This window comes from Exiguobacterium sp. HSB13 (genome assembly GCF_056764755.1).
Genome location: NZ_JBUZOM010000001.1, coordinates 973,900 through 991,585 on the forward strand (window position 1 = coordinate 973,900; position 17,686 = coordinate 991,585).

The following is a 17,686-nucleotide window of genomic DNA, read 5'->3' on the forward strand; positions in this document are numbered from 1 at the left end:
GATTCCGATTTAACAAGCGTCTTTTCTATTCCTCTATATTGAATTCCCCATCAAAAAAATACCGAACCAACAACAAGCGAACAGCTCGTGTGATCCGGTATCGATGCGTGTCATAAGACATTGACGAATTGTTTTGCCTGACGCTCGAGTTGTTTCGCTGAATCAGCCAACTGATCGAACTCACTGACCGTATGCTCGAGTTGACCCGTACTGTCCTTGACCTTGGACGAAATCCGCTCGATGCTGTGCGAAACGTCCTCGATTCGTTCGACGATCCCTTCAATGTTGTTCTTGATCTCCCCGATTGAGTGCGACACTTTGTTCGACAGGTTTCGGACTTCGGTCGCGACGACATCGAACCCGCGCCCATGTTCACCGGCACGTGCCGCCTCGATTGCCGCATTCAAGGCGAGTAGATTCGTCTGCGCCGCAATATCACGGATCGTCTTGACGATGTCGGTGATCGAATTCGCATCCTTCCGCAAGGCAACAAGGCTCGACAAGTTCTCGACGGACTCTGCTTCGACTTGTTGGACCGTCGCCAGCACGTTCAGACCGTCCTGACGACCACTCTCCGATTTGACCGTCAAGAACGCGGATGTCTCGTTGAGTTCAGCTGCCATCCGTAAAACGTCCTGTTGGCGAATTGTAATGTCCGATGCAATTTTCGAAACCCCGACGACCCGGCGTCCGTCATCCGAGTAGATCGGCATATACGTTGCTTCGAGCCATTTCTGTTGCCCATCGGCAGCCCGGCGTTCAATCTTGTCCTGATACGTGATTCCTTGCATCAATTTGCGCCAAAACAACTCGTAATCCGGACTGTTGACATACGCTGGAAAACAAAGATCACGGTGGTATTTACCGATTAGTTCGTTTACCTCGTACCCCATCGTCTGGGCAAACAGCTCATTGACATATGCAACTTTCCGTCGATCGTCAAAGCGGATGATTGCTAGATTTTGTTCGATTGCTCGAATGACTTGTGTGTCGGTGACGTGTGCTGCCTGTTCCTGCATCGACATGCCGATTCCTCCCTGGATTCAAACTCAAGGTCATAATACCCCTATTGTCATATTATCCCTTATATCGACAAGTTCCTGCCATTTTAAACTGTAATCCAGTAAATAAGATATGATTTTTAATAGGCGCTCCATCCGCCGTCCGCGACGACGATCGCCCCGTTAACAAAACTCGCCTCGTCAGACACGAGGAACAATGCCAATTTTGCGATCTCATTCGGCTGACCAGTGCGTGGATTCAGACCCATACCAAGCATTGCCCGGCCCATCCCGAATTCATTTAGATTCGTCATCGATTGTCCGATATTCGTCTCGACGGCTCCGGGTGCGATCCCGTTACACCGGATCCCTTCTCCGGCATAAAAGAAGGCAGTATTTTTCGTCAGACCGATGACGGCATGTTTAGAAGCCGTATAGGCTGCTCCTGCCCGGGCACCGTTCAGACCGCCGATCGAGATGTTATTCAGAATGACGCCGCCTTTTACTTCCTTGAAATGCTTGACTGCCTCACGCATCAGACGCATCGTTCCTGTCGTATTGACCGCAAAGACGTGATCCCAGCGCTCATCCGAGATGTCTTCCACTCCCTCCATTCCGTCCATGATACCGGCATTGTTAACGAGAACGTCCAATTTTCCGTACGCATCGATTGTTTGTTTGATCAGTTCTCTTGCCGCGCTAGACTCGGCGATATCACTTACAACAGCTATCGCTTCTCCACCTGCTGCCTTGATGTCAGAGACGACCCGTTCGACGGTTTCCAACCGAATGTCCGCTGCGACGATTCGCGCACCTTCTTGTGCAAACAATTTTGCCATTGCTTCCCCCATTCCTGAGCCGGCACCGGTGACGATGATCGTTTTTCCTGTTAGTCTCATCGTGCATCATCCTTTCATTCATCGTGATACTAATCTATTCCCGAAAAAGGCTCTAATTTAGTCAAACGACGTGTCGATTCCATGAAAAAAGACCCAACGAATTCGTCAGGTCCTATAGCTCGTACGTTGTAATTGGTTCATCGCGACGTCAGCGTTTAATCGCTGCCCGGTTTTCACCGACTCTCGGAACATGCTCGGATTAAATAATTTAAAATGATGATTGATCCAGTTGCGTCGATAGATTTCGTGTGCTTTTTTTACGATGTCTTCGTCTGACAACTGTTCCATGTCTATTTCTACGCAGTCGAAATCATCTACACCGAACTCAAAACCACAACATGAACAAATTTCATTACTCCCCGCAAAGTGTTCATAATATGGCGGGATTTCGAGTTTATCCCATCCACATACAGGACAAATATAATACGATTCGTTTTGATTCAAAGATGTGATGCCTCCTTAAATAAATGATCATTCCTATATCGATCGTATCCCATCTAACCGTTCCTTATGAGAATTACGTTAGTTGATGAATACATGAAAAAAGACCCAACGAGTTTGTCGGATCTTTTGACTTGCTTATTGCAATTCGCGGTTCTTTTCTTCTTGTTCATTATTTGATTTATTTTTTGCGTCAAATTCAGCACGAGTCATGACGTCCTCGACGTGCATATTGACTTCTACGACTTCAAGACCAGTCATGTCGCTGATTGATTTTTTGATTTTAGCGACCGTCTCTTGGAAGATCGACGGAATGTTTTTGCCGTATTCAACAATGACTTTTAAATCAAGTGCGACTTGGCGTTCCCCGACTTCAGCGCCGATTCCTTTCGTGATGTCTTCGGTGCTCCGGAGACGATCCGTCAGTCCACTCATGAAACCGCCACTCATTGACAAGATGCCCGTCACTTCGTTTGACGCAATCCCAGCGATTTTTTTGATGACTTGATCTTCGAACGTCAATTTATTCTCGCGTACCACTTCGTTTTGAGTTGTTGTGTTTACTTCGTTTGCCATTTGAAATCTCTCCTTTGAATTGAATGTTTAGTAAGTTATATATGAATCAGTCCCGTTGAAAGAACTGAATCCACCCTTCGATATCGAGCGCGCCATCGCGCCATTTTCCAATCAAGAATCCGATCGCCGCGAATGCTACGATGAGGATCGTCGGACCGAAGCCGATCGTCAAGAATAAGACGGCGAGGATCAGACCGGCAAGTCCTCCGATCAGTCGGAACCGATACGGATAGAGTGCTTCTCTTGTCTTCATGTTCCCTCTCCTCCTTTAGACGACACGTTCCGATGTTTTCGTTTTCGTGTCACTGATCGTGACTTTCGTACTCGTTACCGGCAACTCAAGTAAGGATTCGACGGCTTGTTTAGCACGTTCTTGAATATCCTTCGCAATCGTTGGTAATCCTTCTTGTCCGAAGACCGAGCAGTCGACTTTCAAGGCGACCGTCTCTTTTTTCGAATGGATATCGGCGTGAACACGCGGTGTCCGTACGCCACCAATCCCACGAATCGACTCTAACGCCGTCCGTTCGATCGTTTCCTTCGAAATCGTGATCGTCCCGTCACCCGTTTGGATCAACAGACGTTGACCTTTCGAGCGGCTGAATAATCCAGTGAATAATAGAATGACGAATACGAATGCTAAAAATCCTCCAATGGATAGAACGGTATAGCTATACCATTGCTGATCCTGCCACTGCTCAATCAATGAACTGAGCCGTGGAACATCATACACACCGAGCACAAGCAGCCCGACACTGACGAGTCCGAGTATGCCTATGATGACGAGTAAGAATCGATTGAACCCATTCATCTGCAACTCTCCTTTACGATTGTTAATTTCTTTCACCTAGGTGATTCAACACATGAACTATTATGTGTATGATGTGTTTATTCCCGTTCATTCGAACCCGAAACATTTACATACACTTTTGTTAAAATGTTCATATATTCTGATTATTCAGACTATAATTAACGAAACAAGTGGATTATTTACTATATTTAACGAAAAAAGACCTCTTTCAACTAAAAAGAAGTCAATAATCTAATTCATTTATCATCTCTCGTATATTTCGTCAATACGTTTTTTTGAAAATGATCACTCTACTTCGATCGGAACGGTAAAATAACCGTTTCCTTCTTCCCACCCCGCTTTGATCTGTAGACATATTTTCCAGGGGTCGTTGGCAAAGTGATATTTTCGACGTCCTGAAACGTCTCAAGCTTTTTTCCATCTGTAATCGACCACAGTTCAACGGCGACAGATTTCGGATAGGGACCACTTTGAAAAAGAATTGACATCTGTTCTTCCGGTGCAACGCGTTCACCTTGTTTATCCTCTACTTGCTCAACTGGTCCGATCTTTGTATCAGCCGTCTCCCCTAAAAAAATTCCCGTCCACGTATACGTTCCTAAGTACACCTTTGCTTCACGATTTTCAATCGTCACGTCAGGTGCTGGCGGTTGATGGCGGAAAGGATCCAGCGAGAAGAGTAACCCTAAACTAATCAGCACTATACCAATAAACGTCTGTTGTTTCACAAGGCAACCTCCTACACAATGTTTTCAAATCAATAAAAGCGGCAATACCTCTCAAGGAGTACGTTATTCAAAAGGAGGAGTTCAGATGATTCAGGATAAAGTCGTCATCATTACAGGAGCATCAAGCGGGATTGGGGAAGCAACGGCAAAAGAACTTGCAAAACAAGGCGCAAAACTCGTTCTTGCTGCACGCCGGGAAGATCGTTTGCAAGAACTCGTCAAAGCCGTTGAAGCAGAAGGTGGTCAAGCCGTCTATCAAGTGACGGACGTCACTGATCGCGAGCAAGTCGATGCACTCGCTAAACTTGCAAAAGACAAGTTCGGTTCTGTTGATGTCATTATCAACAATGCTGGATTGATGCCACTGTCACACCTCCATAAAAATCAGCAAGACGAATGGAACACGATGGTCGACGTCAACATCAAAGGTGTCCTTCACGGGATCGGAGCAGTCCTCCCGTATATGCGTGAGCAAAAAAGCGGACACGTCATCAACATCTCGTCCGTCGCAGGTCATGAAGTCATGCCGTCAAGCGCCGTCTATAGTGGTACGAAATTCGCTGTTCGCGCGATCACGGAAGGTCTTCGTAAAGAAGAATCGGTCGACAATCATATCCGCGCAACAATCATCTCACCGGGAGCGGTCGATACAGAACTGAAGGACCATATCTCGGATGAAGAGATCAAACAAGGAATCGGTGACTTAAAAGCCATCGATGCGAGCGCGATTGCGCGTGCCATCGCCTATGCCGTCAACGAACCAGAGGATGTCGCGATTAACGAGATTTTGATCCGCCCAACCGCTCAACGTTAATTAAATCTAGATTTGTAGACAGGACCCCTTGTTAGCCGTTTGGCTAATGAGGGGTCCTGTTGTGTTTAGAGTAGTCGTTCCGCGATGAGCTGGTACGACTGCAATCGTTTTTCTTGATCAAAGGCATTATTGATCAGTAAAAATTGATCCGTTTGATATCGGGTTGCTAATGCCTCAAGTTCTCGCACAACGACGTCTTGTGTCCCAATAATTGCTCGCCGGCGATCTTTGCGAATCCGCTCCGTTTGCACATCATTCCAGACCTTTGCTTCTGTCGTCGTAAACGACGGAACGATTGAATTCCCGAGTCGGACGCCTTGAATCCAGGCATCTTGTGTCCGAGCGAGACGCTCTGCTTCTTCTTGTGTCGGGGCACAGATGACGAAGACACAGACGATGACGTTCTTCCCGCCTGCTTCGCGATATGTCGAAAGCGTCTCTTCCCAACGATCCGGATTAATGAAGTGACCAAACACGAGACCACGGTCTTGTTCGGCTGCAATCCGCGCACTACGTGGCGACAGACCCAGGATCGAGATTGGCGACGGTTGTCGGTCACGCGGTGTCGTCTTGACGATCCGGTACGGGTGTCGATTCGATAGACTGTCTGTCAAGAAGCCCGCCGTTTCATTGACAAGTCGACTAAACTCAGCCGCTCGGTTTTCTTCTCCATCCGTCAAGGCAAGTCGTGTCCGCTCACTTCCACCTGGCGAGTTGCCGATCCCAAGTTCAATCCGTCCCGGATAAAACGCATCAAGTGTCGCAAAACTCTCGGCGACTTTCAGCGGATGATATTGCGGTAACAGTATCCCTCCTGATCCAAGCTTGATTGTCTCGGTCTGCGCACCCATTCGGGCGATGAACAGTTCCGGTGCCGCACTGAGCAACCCGTTCGTATTATGATGTTCTGCGAACCAGTACCGTTCATAACCGAGTCGCTCGGCTTCTGAGACGAGTCGTTCCGTCGCTTCCATCGTCGCTTCGACCGTATCGCCTTCATGTAACGGTACTTGATCGAGTATTCCAAGTCGCATCACACATTCCTCCTCTACCCTATTAGTGTAAAGGGTGATGGAAAGGAGTTCAAAAACGAGGCTCAGACACGAACGAGACGATCTTCGATGATGACGCCATCTCGCATCTCAATCGTCCGGTTCGCTCGTTCCGCAAGTGCCGGATCGTGGGTGACGAACAAGACGCCGCAGCCCTTCTCTTCGTTCAACGACCGTAAGAGATTGAAGATGATTTCCCCCGTATCCGTATCGAGGTTCCCTGTCGGCTCATCGGCAAGTAACCATTTCGGTTCATGGACAAGTGCGCGGGCAACAGCAACCCGTTGTTGTTGTCCACCAGAGAGTTGCGACGGCAAACTGCCCGCTTTATCGGCGAGACCCACTTGCGCGAGTAACTGCTCGGCGCGTTCTTTTTTATCGTATGGTACTTTTCGACCGAACAGTGGCGCCATGACATTCTCAAGCGCCGTCAGCGTCGGAATCAAATGAAACTGCTGGAAGATGAAGCCGATGTTTTCGAACCGGAAGTCGGATAATTCTTTGCTGTTTAATTTGTTGATCGGTTTCCCGTCATAGTGCAACTCCCCGCTCGTCGGACGATCGAGCGTCCCGATCAGACTGAGTAACGTCGACTTTCCAGAACCAGATGGTCCGATAATCGAGATAAAATCACCCGCTTCGAGTGTCACGTCGATATCTTGTAACGCATGTGTCTCGACACCGTCTCCTGAAAATGATTTTCCCATCTGTTTACATTGAAATGTTCCCTCCATATGTAACCCTCCATTTATTCGTGATAACGTACTATTCAAGAATTTATTGGGAATTCCTTCAAAATGAAAGGAAATAAAAAACAGTATTCTTGAGGAACAAGAATACTGTCACGAAACATGTGGTTGAATGGAAACGAAATTTTTGCGATAGACGATCTCGTACGGTAAGACGAACAACAGACAAGCAAGAGCCGTGAACTGAATCATGCTGCCGATTGGTGGTAAGGGAGATAGCGAAGCTTCGTGCCACGCTTCATATAGACCGATGAATAGAAACAAGACGACACTACTCGTCGTCACGTAAATGAGTAGACGAAGAGTTAATGGATAGTGGCGAACAATCCATAACATCGGTAAACCAAAGATAAAATAGGATAACGTCATCGCAAACGTTCCGAACTGATAGACGATTTCAAAATCGATCGTCGTCAAGAACGAATACGCCGTGAACGCTAAGAACGAAAGAATCGTCACGACAGCCGCATAACTGATCCAGCGCATACGGTTGGCTCCTCTCCTAAATGTCATTCCTGTGCGCGCGATCGCGACAGAAACCGGATATGTACAATTAGTGTAGGCAGTCCGATTTCATTTGTCAATTGTCTTCAGATTGACTTATTCAGTCTCTGTACGATTGCATTGGAAGCGAATTCATTGAATAATCGAAAAAAGGAACTAGGAAAGTGAGGTTTTACCGATGGAGGAACCATTAACGATGTTTCGTGACCGCTTTGAAGCTACTTCTGACCTGCACGATGGTCCTTCGTATGACGAGGTCGAATCACGTCTGACGTCATCGAAACGAGCAGCACTTGCTTGGATGGAAGAGACGGGCGGCGAGCCGAACGTCTTAAAAATGGAAGGAAGATTCGTCATCATCGACACTGTCAAAGAAAGTCCCTCAGGTCGCCGAAGTGTCTGTTTAGATGAGTCCGCTCGACTCGGTCGAAAGAAAAATGCGCCTGCAGCAAGTGTCGAGTCGATGATTGAGAAGCTAGAGGTGCACCTCTTAACACCAGAGCAGTATCAAGAATTGCAGACGCAGTTTTCGTTTGACGAAAAAACCTCCAGTTGGCTTGCGACACCGGACGCAATTCGTCATAAAGGCGGCGCCTTGTTCGGAGACCGTCGTTATGAGACAACGTTCATCTATCACAACGGGGCGGATTCCTATTATGCAAGCCGAGGATTTCGTGTCTTCATCGAGCTAGACTAATCAAAAAACACGCTACGATTGGAGTAGCGTGTTTTTTGTAAATTATAGGTAATAAAACCCAATTATGATATGATGGTCGATGAGTAGAGGAGGTGGACGTCATATTTGTATTGGGATTGATTGTAGGTGGTCTTCTAATGTTGATCAGTTTCCGGTTATTCCGCCAGCAACAGCCGGATACGATCGCATTGTGTAAAGACATCTTCTACGTGTTCGAAGTGCAGCCGGAATATCGGTTTCGTTATATCAGTCCTTCCCTCGATGACCATATGGGGAAAGGCGTGGCAGCAGCCAGCTACATGGATCCAGACGAGTGTTTCGCACGCATTCATCCGGAAGACGTCGAAGTCTTGATGTCGAAGATTTCGGGCGATTGTGACTACGATCAGCCGTTTCAGCAACGCTGGCGGACGAATGACGGGACGTACATCTGGTTCGAAGAATATGCGACGCCGATTTGTGAAAATGGACAGGTCGTTGCCATCCAAGGAGTGATCCGTAACATTGACGAGCAGTTGAAATCACAACAGGCATTGCTCGATCAATACCGGATTGATTCCTTAACGCGGCTCGGTAATCGACACGCCTTCAATGAGGCTGTTCGCAAATTTGATCAAGCGGAATCGACATATGGTCTGATTCTGCTTGACTTGAATGAACTAAAAGAGCTCAACGACCGTTTCGGTCACGCGGTCGGTGATGCCTTGCTTGAACAAACAGGGCTTTGCATCCGCCGTTTAACGAATCAGGGCTACCGAATCGGTGGCGATGAATTCGTCTTGATTGATGAGAGTCCGACTATTGAGACGTTTGAAGCGTTCGTCGAACACGTTCGCTCAACGTTCGCGACGCACGAGATTGGCCTTGCAATCGGCGCTGTTCATACGACAACAGGACGCCGTATCGACGACGTCCTGCATGAGGCAGATGAGCAGATGTATCAAGAAAAGATGAATGATCGCTTAAGTCGTCAGCATTGATTGGTGAGCCCGAAGCAGTAAGGCGTTGAAGCGTTCCGGTTGATCGAGATTCGCTGTATGCCCGGCTCCCTCGACCGGTAAGACGATGACGTTCGGCACGTGTGCCGCAACGAACGCGGTTGCGTCGACTTCGTATGTTTCATTTGTTCCGTTTAGGATAACGACCGGTAAGGTGATCGACTGCAGCATCGTTTCCGTCAGTGCCGGGAAACGGAATGTCATCAAATCAAGCACCGCCCGCGCTGTCGTTTTCCAGGCAGGACCGTGCAACTGTTCGAACTGTTCGGCAATTTCCGGTGCCTGCTGTTCGAGATGGAGGAAAAACTCTCGTTGTTCGCGCATCAGCGGTTCCATCGCTTTAGGAATGAATGGTGAAAAACCTGTGATACATACACCTTCAAGTTCGTCCGGTGCATCGAGTGCCAGTTGCATCGCAAGAGTTGCGCCAAGCGACAACCCGAGAATCCATCCTGGACCTTCCTGTGCCATTCGTTCGCGGATGGCACGTGTTGCTTGTGATAAGTAATCCTCTGTTGCTGGCTCCGTCGTCATTCCGTGACCAGGCAGATCAATCGGAATAAATGTAAACTCATCCGCTAAAGCAGATAGCTGTGGTGCAAAGTGCGTCGCTGCCGTTCCCATTAGTCCATGTAATACGTACATACGTGTCATACGGTAAACTCCTTAAATTGATGTAGTGTCAATATCGCTTCTGCGATGACGTCCGGACGATCGCGATGCATCAGGTGTGATGTTCCCGGAACGAACGTCACGTTCGCCTGATAGGATAGATTCGCCTGTCGCTGAATCAATTCCTGCCATTTTTCTTCCATCTGCTCCAATTCGTCTTTTGGAAAACCAGCAGCCATCATCGTTTCGATCGACTGCGCTTTGTCCCGTCCAAGAACGGTCAACGGAACACCGAGATCGCGCATGCGTGGTTGAAGATCTTTCGCATCAGCTTTCCACTGCGAGATGATCGCATGCATCGACTGGTAATACGCCGGGTTCCAATCCGTGCGGTCATCCCCGTCCGGGAAACGGTCGCGCAAGTCGGTTGCTTTCGCTAGTTCCGCGAAACGGTCGATCCAGACTGCGTCATCCCCTTCCCGGTCGAGCATCGGTGTATCGAGCTGATCGAGTTCTGCTAAATCAACGGACGTCGCATCCACGAGAACGAGACCGGCGACACGTTCTGGATGATGTAGAGCAAAAGCTTGCGCGACAAGACCACCGTAGGAATGACCGACGAGTGTGACCGGAGTCGTAATATTCGTCGCGTTAAGAAACTGATTGATTTGCCGTAAGATGCCGGTCGTCCCGTCGATGTAATCGTCCGACCATTCGTGTGGATGAAAGCTGACGACCCGGTAGTCCGGCGTTAGTTTCGTCAGAATGTCTGACCAGTCCTGGTATGTCCCACCGAGGGATGGCAATAGTAACAACGGTCGACCTGTCGAACCGTCGTCATAATACGTCACTTGTTTTCCCTGATGTTGCATAATTCGTTCCATTATAATCACTCCTCTATACTTTGAAAGATGGTGTTTACCTTGATTCGTGCTTTATTGTTTGATTTAGACGAGACGTTACATGACCGGTCCGGTTCGCTTCCCTATTTCCTTCGGGATCAGCATCAACGTTTTCGTGAAGTTGCGCATGTTCCGATCGACGACTATATCACGACGTTCTTGGCGCTTGATCAAGAAGGACGCGTCTGGAAGGACGTCGTCTATGCCGAAATGATTCGTCGCTTCGAATTGTCGCTTTCTATTGAAGTACTGCTATACGACTACGTGACGCGTTATCCGATCTTCGCACGGAGCTTTCAGGGGGTCGACACCTTTTTTGCGCAATTACCGTCTGAGCTACCCATCGGCTTACTATCGAACGGTCGGACGACGTTCCAACGTGCCGTCTGTGACGCAATCGGACTGTCTCCCTCCTTTACGCAGATTGGGATTTCGGAACAAGAAGGCGTCCGTAAACCGGATCCGGCATTTTTCTTGCGCTTAACGGACCGTTTAGGTGTTCGCCCGGACGAAGTCCTTTATGTCGGCGACCATTACGACCACGACATCTTACCGGCGCGCGCCCTCGGCATGCAGGCGATTTGGAAGCGCACAGGCGATATTCCGTTGACCGACACGCAATTTTCGGACTGGCGCCAGTTACCTGCTCCACTCCAAGACCTGATACGAAAGGAGAACCAGCCATGACGGAACAGATTCGCCGTTTCCAACCCGACGATTTTGAGCAAATTCATCGATTGAACGCATTAGAAGGGTGGCAGGATCTCGTTGCTGATCAAGAGCGGACCCGCAACGCGTGGATGAATACAAATGCCGCTTTTGTCCTTGAGTCTGACGGAGAAATCCTTGCCTATGTCCGCGCTTTAACGGACGGTTCAGTGACGACGTTCGTCTGTGAGCTCCTCGTCAGCCGAAACGCACGCAAGCATGGGTACGGACAACAGTTACTCAATCACTTGCAACTCACCTATCCGACACGGATCGATCTCCTGGCAACCCGTCAATCTGCTTCCTTTTATGAACAACAAGGATTTCGTGCTTTCCATGGTTTCCGTAAATCACGATGAAGCGAGTGATTTCGAATAACTCGTGCTCGTTACGCTGTAGCCCATCGCTTGATAAAAGTGATGGGCTGCTTCGCGTTCCGGTCGATTGCCACTGTTCAGCAAGACAGCAGTCGCTCCTCTTTCGTGTGCCCAGTCATCCGCTGCTTGGATCAAGCGGCGACCGATTCCTCGCCGACGATACATCGCATTGACGACGAAAGCCACGATTCGGACATAGGTCGTATCATGCTCGAACGCTTGCGCCTGAAATAGACCGACGCAGCCGAGAAGTATCCCATCTTCTTCTAATACAAACAAATCATAATCTGGATGACGCGTGACCCGTGTAAACCGTTCGCGTAAGACGTTCTCGCTTGTCGGATACCCGAGCTGCGCCATTAAACCGACCAATTGCGGCAAATCGCTAGTTATCCAGGACCGAACGTTCATCTCCCTTTCCCCCTTTTACTGTTCTGGTGACAGAATCATCACCCGTTCTCGACCCTCTTCCTCACCGACGACTAACACGTGCTCAGATACCGGATCATCCTTGATTTGATAGACGGTAAACGCATCGAGGTTCGACGCAAAATCAGATGTGTCCTGTTCTAGTTGCGTATCAGTCAAGACATCATCCGTGACGCCGAGTCGCTTCCCTTTCAGCTGTTGCCAGTCTAAATTCGTCATCTCTTTTGCTACTGCGTAAAACTGTTCATCATAATACATGCCGACCCTCATCGATTGCGATGATTGCTCGGGAACGGTCTCATGCAAGGAACTAAAGCCGATGATCGTCAGACCGGCAGCAAGGCAAACAGCTTGTACCGAGCGCCGGCGCCGTTTTGCTTTACGGATGCCCTGAATTGTCCGTTGCCTGACGGATGACGGTACGTCGATCAAGAATTTTGGCTCGTGATTCATAGACTCATCCCCTTCTGTCGTCGTACTTTCTCGAGCGCGCGGTACAACGTACTTTTGACCGTACTAAGTGGCACATTGAAGGTTTGCGCAATCTCTTGCAATGACAAATCTTCTTGATACCGGAAGTAAACGATCGAACGCTCGGTCGGCTCGAGCACTTCCAGTAAATCGTCCAGGTACAAGCGATCAATGAGACGCTCTTCAAACGACGTCGTTGGACTGGGTTCGATCGCGTGCGGTTGAAACGACGCTCGATGTTGCTTGAAAGCGCAATTCATCGTGATGCGCGTCAACCATGTCTTAAAATACGCAGCATCCCGTAGACTCTTTCGCGCGCGCCATGCCCGGTACGCGACCTCTTGCACGTTCTCGAGTGCTGCCGCCTCCTCTTTTAGATAAATGAAGGAGATGCGGTATACATAGTCCTCTTCTGCGAACAAAGCTGCTTCAAAAGCAGCGTCCGATAATGCTACACCTGACTTTCGAAACACATCGGCATCCTCCTTTTTGCAATCACTCCTTTATTAGATACGCGACACGTTTAAAAAGTTTCATTTTTTCAAATTTTTCTTATAATTCCCTTTTATTGCATGAATGAATTCGATAGGATGGGAAGCAGAGAGATAAAAAAAGGAGGCTGTACGAAGAATGAAACTCTATATCGCTTCTCGCTTCGACCACACGTTGACCGTCCGCTGGCTCCGGGATGAACTCCGATTGCGTGGTCACGACTTAACATATGACTGGACGATGAATGATCGGGCAGAGGATCCTAAAGCACTTCGTCAAATCGGTCTTGCGGAGTTCGAAGCCGTGCAGCAAGCAGATGTCTTTGTCCTCGTGTTGCCGGCAGGAAAAAGTAGCCATGTCGAACTTGGAATTGCGCTCGCGACGAATCGCCCCATCTACTTATGTATGCCAGACGCGACCTACTTCACTGGACCGTTAGCGAGTACGTTTTATCATATTGGCCAAACGACTCTCTGCTTCGGAACGAAGGAAGACTGGCTCGCGCAGATTCTTGCCAATCGCTTACCGGAAGAACAACTGACGTCATGAGGACGGTCCTGTTGACGATCGGTCCGACTCATGCCGGGAAAACGACGTTCGCCCGACAGCTTGTTCAGCAGCTACCAACAAGCCTTGTCATCGATCAGGATCTTCAAGCACGTTTTTTGCTCGAACATTATCCAGACCTCGTTCCAACAGAAGGACCAAATCAGATCAAACATGACTTGACGGGATGGTTGATTAAACAAGCAGTCGCTTCTTCCCTCGAGACGATCATCTTATGTAATGCCAACGCCTTGCGCACCGGACGTCAGCAACTGTTAGATCAATTTCCCCGTTCGACGTTCCGCTCGATCCTCGTCTGGTTCGATTTACCTGAAACAACCCTTACAGACCGACTGACCCATTCGACACGTGATGGACGGGAGATTCGTGGCAATGCGTCGTACCACGACATTTATCAACGGCAACGGATTGAGCCGCCTGCTCCCCGTGAGGCCGACCAAATCGTTCATCTTCGTTCGACGGAAGACGTCGAAGCATTCCTCGAACACATCACGAATCAATCGTTTGATTCTTTCTTTGGTGGTGTGTCGACACCATGATGTTGACGTAACGCGCGGTTGAAGTTCGCAATCAAGGCGCTGATCATGCCGATCCCAAGTAAGACATATCCCATCGAGAAAATCTTACCGAGCGGTGTCACGGGGTGTAGATCACCGTACCCGACTGTCGTCAACGTCATGACCGACAAATAGAGCGCATCGAGATACCCGAGTGACTCGACGCCATGATAAAAGAACATCCCGATTGCAAGTAAAAAGACGACGGACCCCATGACGGCTTGCTGTTCCTGTTGCTTAAAGAGGATTCGTAGCACGTGGTACATATTCTTAAATACGATGAAAAACGCCAGCATGCGAATCGACCTTCTTTCGGCTTTTTGATAGTCGATTCCCGTCTCGTGGCAAAGACAATCCGCTTCTTTTAAACGGATTCATAATGACGAGCCGATAAGTAACTGATCACAAATGAAACAAAGAAAGTAGGAACGATGATGTCTGAAGAACAACGATTGACTGGCGGAAATGTCTCCGCTGTCTATCGAAAAGGTGAGCATGTTTATCGCTCACAAAAAGAGAACAGCAAAAACGTCCAACGGTTATTGCGCCACTTAGAAACTAAACGTCTATCCGGCGTTCCGCGTTTCGTCGGCATAGACGAAAAAGGACGAGAAATATTAACCTTCCTCCCTGGCGAAACGGCAGATTATCCGCTAAAGGCATACATGTGGCAAGACGACGTGCTAGACGATGTCGCGCGTCTGATGCGCCAGTTTCATGACGCAACAGTCGACTTTGAAGTCTCACCGGACTGGGAACCGTTGCTTCATACCCCGACTCCACACGAAGTCATCTGCCACAATGATTTTGCCGTCTACAATACAATTTTTGAAGATCAAAAACTGAGTGGCGTGATTGACTTTGACCTCGCGGCACCCGGTCCGCGTGCTTGGGATATCGTCTATGCGCTCTATACGTTCGTTCCGCTCAGCAGCAGACGACAAGCACCTGACGGATTCGTTCTTACTTATTCACCGGAGCAAGATGACGCACGCTTCTCCGAGCGGGTGAGTCGATTCCTTGATGCGTATAGTTATGAAGGATCGCGTTCCGAATTGCTATCCCTATTATTGTTGCGCGTTGAAGCCTTGTATCTGTTGATTGATCAAAGAGCTGCGGACGGTGATGCTGCCTTCATCAAGATGAAAGAAGACGGTCACGATACACATTATCGAGCGGAATACCGTTTCATCGCGGAACATGGGGAGAAGTGGTTTACCAATGCAAATAACTTAAGCTAACACATACTAAAGGAGCGCAACACTTCACGATAAAATCGTTTAAGTCCGCGCTCCTTTTCGTCTGTCATCATTCACGCGTCTCGTTCGCCGTTAACGTAACGGTCACGATTGCGCCTTGCTCCGACTGATTCCTAATCGTCAACTCACCGTCATGTAAATCAATGATTCGTTTAACGATCGATAATCCAAGACCATGTCCTACATTCGCTCGTGACTGTTCGCCTTGATAAAAGCGATCGAACACGTACGGTAAGTCCTGTTCTGCGATTCCTGGTCCTTCATCGCGGATCGTGACACGAATGTTCTTTCCTTCACTTAAGGTCACTTCTAACACTCCCGACTCTGGCGAAAACCGAATCGCGTTCTCAAGCAGATTGAGCCAGACGTGCTGCATCAGTTCCTCTTCCCACTCGACGGACATTTCTGGTAAATCAAGCTCCAGTCGAAGTGATTTCTCCGTCCACTGTCGTTCCAGTAGTAAAAGACATGTCCGAAGTTGTTCATCAAGGCGATACCGTTTCCGCTCGATGATCGTCTGATGATCAAGCCGCGATAAGCGGACGAGATTCGACGTCAAGCGTGATAGACGGGTGCTCTCTTGCTCCATGATTGTCAAGTACTGCTGCCGTTTATCCGAGTTTTCTTCTGTCTGTAACAACCTAGAAAATCCTTGAATCGAAGCAATCGGTGTCTTCAGCTCATGCGAGATCGAGGCGACGAGATCTTTTGCGAGATGGTCGTTTCGTCGTAGTGCTTCGGTCATGTGGTTGAAGTTTTCAACGAGGAGTGCGACCTCATCATTTCCACCTTCCTTGATCGAGACATCATAGTTCCCGTTCGTCACTTCAATCGCCGCTTCACTGATGCTACGAATCCGTCGTGTCACAAGCGTGACAGCAAGCCAGGTCAGGATGAAGGCGACGCCGATCGTGATGACGATACCGATTCCAGCTGACGTTCGTAATCCGTCAAGGATGCGTTGTCCGGCAATCGGTGTCGAGACGAGATATCCTGTCTCCGTCTGGCGAATGTATTGCGACGGTTCGAGCCACGTTCCATCGATCGTGATTTCACCCTTTTGCTGTAACTGGTCACGTTCTGACGACGATAATGATTGTACTTGATTGAGCGACGTGTATTGTGTCGTTTGAATCAAAGACTGATCCATGTACTGACTCGCCTCAGCGGACGACAGATTTTGGTCTTGCATCAATCGTTCAATCTGATCCGTTCGTTGTTGCAATTGATTATTTAGGTCTTGATCGACTTCTTGGAACTGGAACCAGATCGTCATGATGAACGGTAACAGCAGTGGTAGTAACAATAAACCGAAGAGGATGACGAAAAAGCGACCGGAGATCGAGCGGACGAAGCGTTTCACTGGATTACTCCCTTATATCCGAGTCCCCAGACCGTCTCGATCGTAAAATCATCATAGGCGCTGAACTTGTCACGCAACCGCTTGATGTGGACATCGACCGTCCGACTGTCGCTCTCGACATCATATCCCCAAATTTCGTCCATCAACTGCTGACGTGTAAAAATTTGCTTCGGATGTGCCAGCAAGCGATAGAGCAGTTGAAACTCCTTTTGTGGTAACGGTATCTCACCATGAGGCGTTACGACCGTCGCGTCCGTCATCCGTAGTTGCAGGGCACCCACGATCAATTCTTGCGCTGCTACGATCTTTGACCGGCGTAACAGCGCTCGGATCCGCAGTAACAGTTCGTCCAAATCAACCGGCTTGACCATATAATCATCAGCACCGGTCGTGAACCCGGCTTCCTTATCCTGAAAGGAATCCAGCACCGTCAACATCAAGACAGGTTGTTCGTATCCTGATTCACGCAGCAGCTCAACCAGTTCGATTCCTGAAACGTGCGGCATCATCACATCCGTTACGACGAGATCGACGTGTTGTTGATCTAGTTGGTCGAGTGCGTCTTTCCCGTCTCTCGATTCAATCACCGTAAAGCCGGCGGACCGGAGTGTCTCGCCTAATAGTAGACGGACATTCCGGTCATCTTCGGCAATCAAAATCGTTACCATCGTCCTCCTCC

26 protein-coding genes are annotated in these 17,686 nt (G+C 48.7%); 8 read left to right on the forward strand and 18 right to left on the reverse strand.

Features of this window, described 5'->3' with window-relative positions; genetic code table 11:
• Window positions 1–110: 110 nt before the first annotated feature.
• The 7 genes from ACZGCQ_RS05275 to ACZGCQ_RS05305 all read right to left on the reverse strand — a co-directional run bounded on the left by ACZGCQ_RS05275 (window position 111) and on the right by ACZGCQ_RS05305 (window position 4,456).
• Window positions 111–1,025, reverse strand: a complete 915-nt coding sequence (locus ACZGCQ_RS05275) for a methyl-accepting chemotaxis protein (protein ID WP_481265718.1) — start codon at window positions 1,023–1,025, stop codon at window positions 111–113.
• Between the two features lie 116 nt (window positions 1,026–1,141).
• A complete protein-coding gene (locus ACZGCQ_RS05280) occupies window positions 1,142–1,900 on the reverse strand; it encodes an SDR family oxidoreductase (protein WP_481265719.1) in 759 nt (252 codons plus the stop codon).
• Between the two features lie 105 nt (window positions 1,901–2,005).
• Window positions 2,006–2,188 carry a hypothetical protein gene (locus ACZGCQ_RS05285; protein WP_481265720.1) on the reverse strand — a complete coding sequence of 61 codons (183 nt, stop codon included), beginning with the start codon at window positions 2,186–2,188 and terminating at the stop codon, window positions 2,006–2,008.
• A 291-nt stretch (window positions 2,189–2,479) separates the two neighbouring features.
• Window positions 2,480–2,917, reverse strand: coding sequence for an Asp23/Gls24 family envelope stress response protein (locus ACZGCQ_RS05290; RefSeq protein ID WP_481265721.1), 438 nt, complete (start codon window positions 2,915–2,917; stop codon window positions 2,480–2,482).
• A gap of 46 nt (window positions 2,918–2,963) precedes the next feature.
• Window positions 2,964–3,170 (reverse strand): DUF2273 domain-containing protein, encoded by a 207-nt coding sequence (locus tag ACZGCQ_RS05295; RefSeq protein ID WP_029341760.1) that lies wholly within the window; start codon window positions 3,168–3,170, stop codon window positions 2,964–2,966.
• Window positions 3,171–3,185: 15 nt separating this feature from the next.
• Entirely contained in the window at window positions 3,186–3,728 is a 543-nt protein-coding gene (gene amaP, locus ACZGCQ_RS05300) for an alkaline shock response membrane anchor protein AmaP (RefSeq protein WP_023468372.1), read from the reverse strand.
• 290 nt (window positions 3,729–4,018) lie between these two features.
• Window positions 4,019–4,456 carry a hypothetical protein gene (locus ACZGCQ_RS05305; RefSeq protein ID WP_481265722.1) on the reverse strand — a complete coding sequence of 146 codons (438 nt, stop codon included), beginning with the start codon at window positions 4,454–4,456 and terminating at the stop codon, window positions 4,019–4,021.
• An 85-nt stretch (window positions 4,457–4,541) separates the two neighbouring features.
• Between ACZGCQ_RS05305 and ACZGCQ_RS05310 the strand changes: the two genes are divergently transcribed.
• Window positions 4,542–5,270 carry an SDR family oxidoreductase gene (locus ACZGCQ_RS05310; RefSeq protein WP_047391386.1) on the forward strand — a complete coding sequence of 243 codons (729 nt, stop codon included), beginning with the start codon at window positions 4,542–4,544 and terminating at the stop codon, window positions 5,268–5,270.
• A gap of 65 nt (window positions 5,271–5,335) precedes the next feature.
• Here the strand turns inward: ACZGCQ_RS05310 and ACZGCQ_RS05315 are convergent, their stop codons facing one another.
• The 3 genes from ACZGCQ_RS05315 to ACZGCQ_RS05325 all read right to left on the reverse strand — a co-directional run bounded on the left by ACZGCQ_RS05315 (window position 5,336) and on the right by ACZGCQ_RS05325 (window position 7,557).
• Window positions 5,336–6,304, reverse strand: coding sequence for an LLM class flavin-dependent oxidoreductase (locus ACZGCQ_RS05315; RefSeq protein ID WP_481265723.1), 969 nt, complete (start codon window positions 6,302–6,304; stop codon window positions 5,336–5,338).
• 62 nt (window positions 6,305–6,366) lie between these two features.
• A complete protein-coding gene (locus ACZGCQ_RS05320) occupies window positions 6,367–7,056 on the reverse strand; it encodes an ABC transporter ATP-binding protein (protein WP_050677982.1) in 690 nt (229 codons plus the stop codon).
• A gap of 108 nt (window positions 7,057–7,164) precedes the next feature.
• A complete protein-coding gene (locus ACZGCQ_RS05325; RefSeq protein ID WP_481265724.1) occupies window positions 7,165–7,557 on the reverse strand; it encodes a hypothetical protein in 393 nt (130 codons plus the stop codon).
• Window positions 7,558–7,753: 196 nt separating this feature from the next.
• Between ACZGCQ_RS05325 and ACZGCQ_RS05330 the strand changes: the two genes are divergently transcribed.
• Both ACZGCQ_RS05330 and ACZGCQ_RS05335 read left to right on the forward strand, forming a co-directional pair.
• Window positions 7,754–8,272, forward strand: a complete 519-nt coding sequence (locus ACZGCQ_RS05330; protein ID WP_481265725.1) for a DUF4256 domain-containing protein — start codon at window positions 7,754–7,756, stop codon at window positions 8,270–8,272.
• Window positions 8,273–8,409: 137 nt separating this feature from the next.
• On the forward strand, window positions 8,410–9,252 hold the full coding sequence (locus ACZGCQ_RS05335) for a sensor domain-containing diguanylate cyclase (RefSeq protein WP_481265726.1): 843 nt from the start codon (window positions 8,410–8,412) through the stop codon (window positions 9,250–9,252).
• On the opposite strand, the gene ACZGCQ_RS05340 is transcribed toward ACZGCQ_RS05335, so the two are convergent.
• Window positions 9,235–9,924: an alpha/beta fold hydrolase gene (locus ACZGCQ_RS05340; RefSeq protein ID WP_481265727.1), complete on the reverse strand. Its 690-nt coding sequence runs from the start codon at window positions 9,922–9,924 to the stop codon at window positions 9,235–9,237. The genes ACZGCQ_RS05335 and ACZGCQ_RS05340 overlap by 18 nt on opposite strands.
• Window positions 9,921–10,766, reverse strand: coding sequence for an alpha/beta fold hydrolase (locus tag ACZGCQ_RS05345; protein WP_481265728.1), 846 nt, complete (start codon window positions 10,764–10,766; stop codon window positions 9,921–9,923). The genes ACZGCQ_RS05340 and ACZGCQ_RS05345 overlap by 4 nt, the downstream gene beginning before the upstream one ends.
• A gap of 39 nt (window positions 10,767–10,805) precedes the next feature.
• Here ACZGCQ_RS05345 and ACZGCQ_RS05350 point away from each other — a divergent pair, with 39 nt between their 5' ends.
• Entirely contained in the window at window positions 10,806–11,471 is a 666-nt protein-coding gene (locus ACZGCQ_RS05350) for an HAD family hydrolase (RefSeq protein ID WP_481265729.1), read from the forward strand.
• Window positions 11,468–11,851: a GNAT family N-acetyltransferase gene (locus ACZGCQ_RS05355; RefSeq protein ID WP_481265730.1), complete on the forward strand. Its 384-nt coding sequence runs from the start codon at window positions 11,468–11,470 to the stop codon at window positions 11,849–11,851. Before ACZGCQ_RS05350 ends, ACZGCQ_RS05355 begins: the two co-directional genes overlap by 4 nt.
• Here the strand turns inward: ACZGCQ_RS05355 and ACZGCQ_RS05360 are convergent.
• From ACZGCQ_RS05360 to ACZGCQ_RS05370, 3 genes are read right to left on the reverse strand one after another with little or no spacing between them, the layout of a single operon-like run.
• Complete coding sequence (locus tag ACZGCQ_RS05360) at window positions 11,843–12,280, reverse strand: GNAT family N-acetyltransferase (protein ID WP_481265731.1); 438 nt, start codon at window positions 12,278–12,280, stop codon at window positions 11,843–11,845. The genes ACZGCQ_RS05355 and ACZGCQ_RS05360 overlap by 9 nt on opposite strands.
• 15 nt (window positions 12,281–12,295) lie before the next feature.
• Window positions 12,296–12,751, reverse strand: coding sequence for a hypothetical protein (locus tag ACZGCQ_RS05365; RefSeq protein ID WP_481265732.1), 456 nt, complete (start codon window positions 12,749–12,751; stop codon window positions 12,296–12,298).
• Window positions 12,748–13,242, reverse strand: coding sequence for an RNA polymerase sigma factor (locus ACZGCQ_RS05370; RefSeq protein ID WP_481265733.1), 495 nt, complete (start codon window positions 13,240–13,242; stop codon window positions 12,748–12,750). The genes ACZGCQ_RS05365 and ACZGCQ_RS05370 overlap by 4 nt, the downstream gene beginning before the upstream one ends.
• A 157-nt stretch (window positions 13,243–13,399) precedes the next feature.
• Between ACZGCQ_RS05370 and ACZGCQ_RS05375 the strand changes: the two genes are divergently transcribed.
• Both ACZGCQ_RS05375 and ACZGCQ_RS05380 read left to right on the forward strand, forming a co-directional pair.
• Window positions 13,400–13,810 carry a group-specific protein gene (locus ACZGCQ_RS05375; protein ID WP_481265734.1) on the forward strand — a complete coding sequence of 137 codons (411 nt, stop codon included), beginning with the start codon at window positions 13,400–13,402 and terminating at the stop codon, window positions 13,808–13,810.
• Between the two features lie 11 nt (window positions 13,811–13,821).
• Window positions 13,822–14,367: an ATP-binding protein gene (locus ACZGCQ_RS05380; RefSeq protein ID WP_481265735.1), complete on the forward strand. Its 546-nt coding sequence runs from the start codon at window positions 13,822–13,824 to the stop codon at window positions 14,365–14,367.
• On the opposite strand, the gene ACZGCQ_RS05385 is transcribed toward ACZGCQ_RS05380, so the two are convergent.
• The gene (locus tag ACZGCQ_RS05385) at window positions 14,325–14,681 is read right to left on the reverse strand and encodes a potassium channel family protein (protein ID WP_421018132.1); all 357 of its coding nucleotides are present in this window, start codon (window positions 14,679–14,681) and stop codon (window positions 14,325–14,327) included. The two genes, ACZGCQ_RS05380 and ACZGCQ_RS05385, sit on opposite strands and share 43 nt — an antisense overlap.
• A 138-nt stretch (window positions 14,682–14,819) precedes the next feature.
• Between ACZGCQ_RS05385 and ACZGCQ_RS05390 the strand changes: the two genes are divergently transcribed.
• On the forward strand, window positions 14,820–15,626 hold the full coding sequence (locus tag ACZGCQ_RS05390; RefSeq protein ID WP_481265736.1) for a phosphotransferase: 807 nt from the start codon (window positions 14,820–14,822) through the stop codon (window positions 15,624–15,626).
• A 67-nt stretch (window positions 15,627–15,693) separates the two neighbouring features.
• On the opposite strand, the gene ACZGCQ_RS05395 is transcribed toward ACZGCQ_RS05390, so the two are convergent.
• Together ACZGCQ_RS05395 and ACZGCQ_RS05400 are read right to left on the reverse strand one after the other, a co-directional pair.
• Complete coding sequence (locus tag ACZGCQ_RS05395) at window positions 15,694–17,007, reverse strand: HAMP domain-containing sensor histidine kinase (RefSeq protein ID WP_481265737.1); 1,314 nt, start codon at window positions 17,005–17,007, stop codon at window positions 15,694–15,696.
• Window positions 17,004–17,675 (reverse strand): response regulator transcription factor, encoded by a 672-nt coding sequence (locus ACZGCQ_RS05400; protein ID WP_023468396.1) that lies wholly within the window; start codon window positions 17,673–17,675, stop codon window positions 17,004–17,006. Before ACZGCQ_RS05400 ends, ACZGCQ_RS05395 begins: the two co-directional genes overlap by 4 nt.
• Between the last annotated feature and the right edge of the window lie 11 nt (window positions 17,676–17,686).